Source organism: Streptomyces niveiscabiei (assembly GCF_001419795.1).
GTDB lineage: Bacteria > Actinomycetota > Actinomycetes > Streptomycetales > Streptomycetaceae > Streptomyces > Streptomyces niveiscabiei.
This window is the reverse complement of the sequence record NZ_LIRL01000465.1, coordinates 1-4326: the sequence shown is the minus strand read 5'-3', so window position 1 is coordinate 4326 and position 4326 is coordinate 1. Positions and strand designations below refer to the sequence as shown.

Genomic DNA, 4326 nt, shown 5'->3' with positions numbered 1-4326 from the left:
AGGCTGTTCGGGGCGGGATTGTGACATGGGGGTGTGACGGCGACGTGTGGTGGTCGTGGGGGGCGCACGACCGGCTCACTCATTCTCCGGACACGCGCACAGGCATTGGCCTAAGCTGTTCTCACGAGTCACGGCGACAGGGCCTCGTATCAATACGTCCAGCGACCCCGAATCGTTCTGGAAATCCCGGAGTTTTTCTCCGGGGGCGTGCCCGAATCCGCCTTGTGTGTCACGCGGCGTCCGTTGTGACACCAGTGAACCGCCCCCATTCGCCGGGAAAGTCACGTATGTCGCGGGCTCACTCGCTCGGGTGATCTGCCGGATGCGCATAGTCCGTTCGGGCCATTCAAGATTGGGCCCGAAGGGGGTGTTGCGCTGTGCCCACCTTCCGTAACGTCCTCAACTGGCGGCGGTGAATATGCCGCTGCCGCCGTGGGGGAGCCTCGATTCGGGAGAGGACGGCGCCGGTATGGGCTGGGTAACCGACTGGAGTGCGCAGGCTGCCTGCCGCACTACTGATCCGGATGAACTGTTCGTTCAGGGAGCAGCGCAGAACAGGGCCAAGGCGGTGTGCACCGGTTGCCCGGTACGCACGGAATGCCTGGCCGACGCGCTCGACAACCGCGTGGAGTTCGGCGTGTGGGGAGGGATGACGGAGCGTGAACGGCGGGCCCTGCTGCGCCGCCGGCCGACCGTCACCTCCTGGCGCAGGCTCCTGGAGACGGCCCGCTCGGAGTACGAGCGCGGCACGCCGGGCGTCGTGAGCGTCGCCGGGGTCGTCGCACTTGACGACGACCGGGTGTACGAGAGCTATGCGGCGGTGGGATAGCCGCCGGAGTACGTGACCGGAGTAGGTGGCCGGAGTACGTGAGTCGGGGGTTCTCGTGGGCCCTGCGGTGAGCGTTTCTCGGTGTGGTGACGTGCGCTGAATTCCTTCCGAGCCGAGTCGGGGGCTCGATTCTCGGCTCGGGGTTTTCGGCTTTCGCGCGCCCGCGTACGGGGCCTGCCCCGCTGTGCGCCGACGCCCGCCTCAGCTCACGGTGTCCTCCGGCAGTTCCGGCCGGTTCGCCGCGAGGCGTACGCCGATGTCGCGCAGGCCCGTCAGGTCGTGGACGTCACCGGGGAGCGCGGCGACCTCGGCGACCGCGACCTCGGGGTGGAGCGCGGTGAAGCGGTCACGCGTGCGCTGCTCGCGGGAGAGCAGGTGCATACGGTCCGCGTGCAGGCGCAGCAGGCCTGCGGTGAGCCGGTCGACGGAACGCTCCGTGTCGACGCCGGTGGGGGAACCGTCGTCGGAGGCCGGGGCGTCGCCGGAGGCGGTGACGGGATCTGGGGCCGGGGCTGTGGCTGTGGCGTCGGACACGGGGGAATCCGAACTGCCGCGTGGGTCGGGAGAGTTACGTAGGTCAGCCTTCCCGGGGTCCTGATCCACAATGCGGGCGGGGTCAAGATTTTCCGCGCCGGGTTCGGGTGAGCGGAGGGTGTTCGACGGGTCGGCGGCCTGGGGGAGCGCGGCGTCGGTGCCGGTGTCCTCGGGCAGGCCCGCCTCCAGGACCTCCGCCGCGCTCAGTGCCCGCTCCGCCGAGAGGTGGGCCGCGCCGCTGCCGTGCACCCGGTTGAGGACGAGGCCGGCCAGCGGCATGTCCTCGGCGGCGAGGCGCTCGACGAAGTACGCGGCCTCCCGCAGCGCGTCCCGCTCGGGCGCGGCGACGACCAGGAACGCCGTACCGGGGGCCTGGAGGAGCTTGTACGTCGCGTCCGCGCGCGTACGGAAGCCGCCGAACATGGAGTCCATCGCGGCGACGAACGTCTGGACGTCCTTGAGGAGTTGCCCGCCGAGGAGCTTGCCCAGCGCGCCGGTCATCATCGACATCCCGACGTTCAGGAACTTCATCCCCGCGCGCCCGCCGACCTTCGCGGGCGCCAGCAGCACCCGGATCAGCTTGCCGTCCAGGAACGACCCGAGCCGCTTGGGCGCGTCGAGGAAATCCAGCGCTGACCGCGAGGGCGGTGTGTCGACGACGATGAGATCCCACTCGTCCCGCGAGCGCAGCTGCCCCAGCTTCTCCATCGCCATGTACTCCTGCGTACCGGCGAACCCCGCGGACAGCGACTGGTAGAAGGGGTTCCCCAGGATCGCGGCGGCCCGCTCGGGGTCCGCGTGCGCCTCGACGATCTCGTCGAACGTGCGCTTCATGTCGAGCATCATGGCGTGCAGTTCGCCGCTCCCCTCGACGCCCTTCACCCGCCGGGGGGTGTTGTCGAGGGAGTCGATGCCCATCGACTGCGCGAGCCTGCGCGCGGGGTCGATGGTCAGCACGACCACCTTCCGCCCCCGCTCGGCGGCCCGCAGCCCGAGCGCGGCGGCGGTCGTGGTCTTCCCGACCCCGCCGGAACCGCAGCACACCACGATGCGGGTCTTCGGATCGTCGAGCAGGGGGTCGACGTCGAGGACGCGGACGGAGGAGATCCGGCGGGGGGCGTCGTGGGCGGTCGCCGTACCGCTCGCGGCGCGGTCGGCCGGGTGCGTGCTCATGCGATCCCCTGCTTCCGCAGCTCGGTGGCGAGTTCGTAGAGGCCCGCCAGGTCCATGCCCTCGGAGAGGAGCGGGAGTTCGTGGGCCGGGAGGCCCAGGTCCGCGAGGACCGCGCGCTGGTCCTGCTCCAGGCGGTGGCGCTCCGCGTACTCCGCGGCCTGCGCCAGGAGGGGGGTGACGAGCTTCTCCGCGTTGCCCCCTCGGCGCGCTCCGCCCAGGCCCGCCGAGGACAGGGACCGTGCGACGGAGGAACGCGCGGCGCCGTCCACGAGTTCCAGGCCGGCGGCGTCCAGCACCTCGGGCCGGACCATGTTGACGACGACCCGGCCGACCGGCAGCCGCGCGGCGCGCAGCTCGGCGATGCCGTCGGCGGTCTCCTGGACCGGCATCTCCTCCAGGAGCGTCACCAGATGCACGGCGGTCTCCGGGGACTTCAGCACCCGCATGACGGCCTGCGCCTGATTGTGTATCGGCCCGATCCGCGCGAGCCCGGCGACCTCGTCGTTCACGTTCAGGAAGCGCGTCACCCGCCCGGTCGGCGGCGCGTCCATGACGACGTAGTCGTACGCGAACCGGCCGAACTTGTCCTTGCGCCGCACCGCCTCGCACGCCTTGCCGGTCAGCAGGACGTCCCGCAGACCCGGCGCGACCGTCGTCGCGAAGTCGATCGCGCCGAGCTTCTTCAGCGCCCGCCCCGCGCTGCCGAGCTTGTAGAACATCTGGAGGTAGTCCAGCAGGGCCAGTTCGGGGTCGATGGCCAGCGCGTACACCTCCCCGCCCCCGGGCGCGACGGCGATCTTCCGCTCCTCGTACGGAAGCGCCTCCGTCTCGAAGAGCTGCGCGATGCCCTGCCGGCCCTCGACCTCGACGAGAAGCGTCCGCTTCCCCTCCGTCGCGAGGGCCAGCGCTAGGGCCGCGGCGACCGTCGTCTTTCCGGTCCCGCCCTTGCCGCTGACGACCTGGAGCCTGCTCACGTCTTCGAGCGTAACCACTCGACGCCCGGACCAATCAGCAGGCTGTGGATAACCGGTACGACAGTCGCATGAACCGCTCGTCCCCAGCCTGTGGACAACCCCCTCCCCGCATGCGGATACAGTCGCCCCATGACCAAGTGGGAATACGCGACCGTGCCCCTTCTCGTGCACGCGACGAAGCAGATTCTGGACACCTGGGGCGAGGACGGCTGGGAGCTGGTCCAGGTCGTGCCCGGACCCAACCCCGAGCAGCTGGTGGCCTACCTGAAGCGGGCCAAGGCGTGAGCGCCGTAGAGGACCGGATCGCCGAACTGGGCCTGGCCCTGCCGGACGTCGTCCCGCCGCTCGCCGCCTACCAGCCCGCCGTGCGCACGGGCGCGTACGTCTTCACCTCCGGCCAGCTCCCCCTGGTCGACGGCAAGCTGCCCGTCACCGGCAAGGTCGGCGCCGAGGTCACCGCCGAGGAGGCCAAGGAGCTCGCCGCGCGCTGCGCGCTGAACGGCCTGGCCGCCGTCAAGTCCGTGATCGGCGACCTGGACCGGATCGTCCGCGTCGTGAAGGTCGTCGGGTTCGTCGCCTCCGCCCCGGACTTCACCGGCCAGCCCGGTGTGATCAACGGCACGAGCGAACTGCTCGGCGAGATCCTCGGCGACAAGGGCGTGCACGCGCGCAGCGCGGTCGGCGTCGCGGTGCTCCCGCTGGACGCGCCGGTCGAGGTCGAGTTCCTGGTCGAGGTCGGCGACTGAATCGTGGTGAACGGCCGGCCCCTTCGCGGTGGACGGCCGACCCCCTCGCGAAACCCCCCGGCCGGGGGGT

The 4326-nt window shown here is 70.9% G+C and carries 5 protein-coding genes; 3 read left to right on the top strand and 2 right to left on the bottom strand.

Annotation, left to right across the window (positions count from 1 at the left end; translation table 11 throughout):
- The first annotated feature begins 469 nt into the window (after positions 1-469).
- Complete coding sequence (locus AOK24_RS22590) at positions 470-829, top strand: WhiB family transcriptional regulator (RefSeq protein WP_055721889.1); 360 nt, start codon at positions 470-472, stop codon at positions 827-829.
- Between the two features lie 201 nt (positions 830-1030).
- Here the strand turns inward: AOK24_RS22590 and bagB are convergent, their stop codons facing one another.
- On the bottom strand, positions 1031-2536 hold the full coding sequence (gene bagB / locus AOK24_RS22585) for an ATPase BagB (RefSeq protein WP_240554066.1): 1506 nt from the start codon (positions 2534-2536) through the stop codon (positions 1031-1033).
- Positions 2533-3510: an ATPase BagA gene (bagA, locus tag AOK24_RS22580; protein WP_055721888.1), complete on the bottom strand. Its 978-nt coding sequence runs from the start codon at positions 3508-3510 to the stop codon at positions 2533-2535. The genes bagB and bagA overlap by 4 nt, the downstream gene beginning before the upstream one ends.
- A gap of 129 nt (positions 3511-3639) precedes the next feature.
- On the opposite strand from bagA, the gene AOK24_RS47665 reads away from it, so the two are divergent.
- Entirely contained in the window at positions 3640-3795 is a 156-nt protein-coding gene (locus AOK24_RS47665; RefSeq protein ID WP_010350935.1) for a Sp36 family protein, read from the top strand.
- Entirely contained in the window at positions 3792-4256 is a 465-nt protein-coding gene (locus AOK24_RS22575) for a RidA family protein (protein ID WP_055721887.1), read from the top strand. The genes AOK24_RS47665 and AOK24_RS22575 overlap by 4 nt, the downstream gene beginning before the upstream one ends.
- The last annotated feature ends 70 nt before the right edge of the window (positions 4257-4326 follow it).

Excerpts from the sequence above, each read along its gene's own strand:
- AOK24_RS22590 (WP_055721889.1), top strand. The coding sequence starts at position 470 with ATGGGCTGGGTAACCGACTGGAGTGCGCAGGCTGCCTGCCGCACTACT.
- bagB (WP_240554066.1), bottom strand. The coding sequence starts at position 2,536 with ATGAGCACGCACCCGGCCGACCGCGCCGCGAGCGGTACGGCGACCGCC.
- AOK24_RS47665 (WP_010350935.1), top strand. The coding sequence starts at position 3,640 with ATGACCAAGTGGGAATACGCGACCGTGCCCCTTCTCGTGCACGCGACG.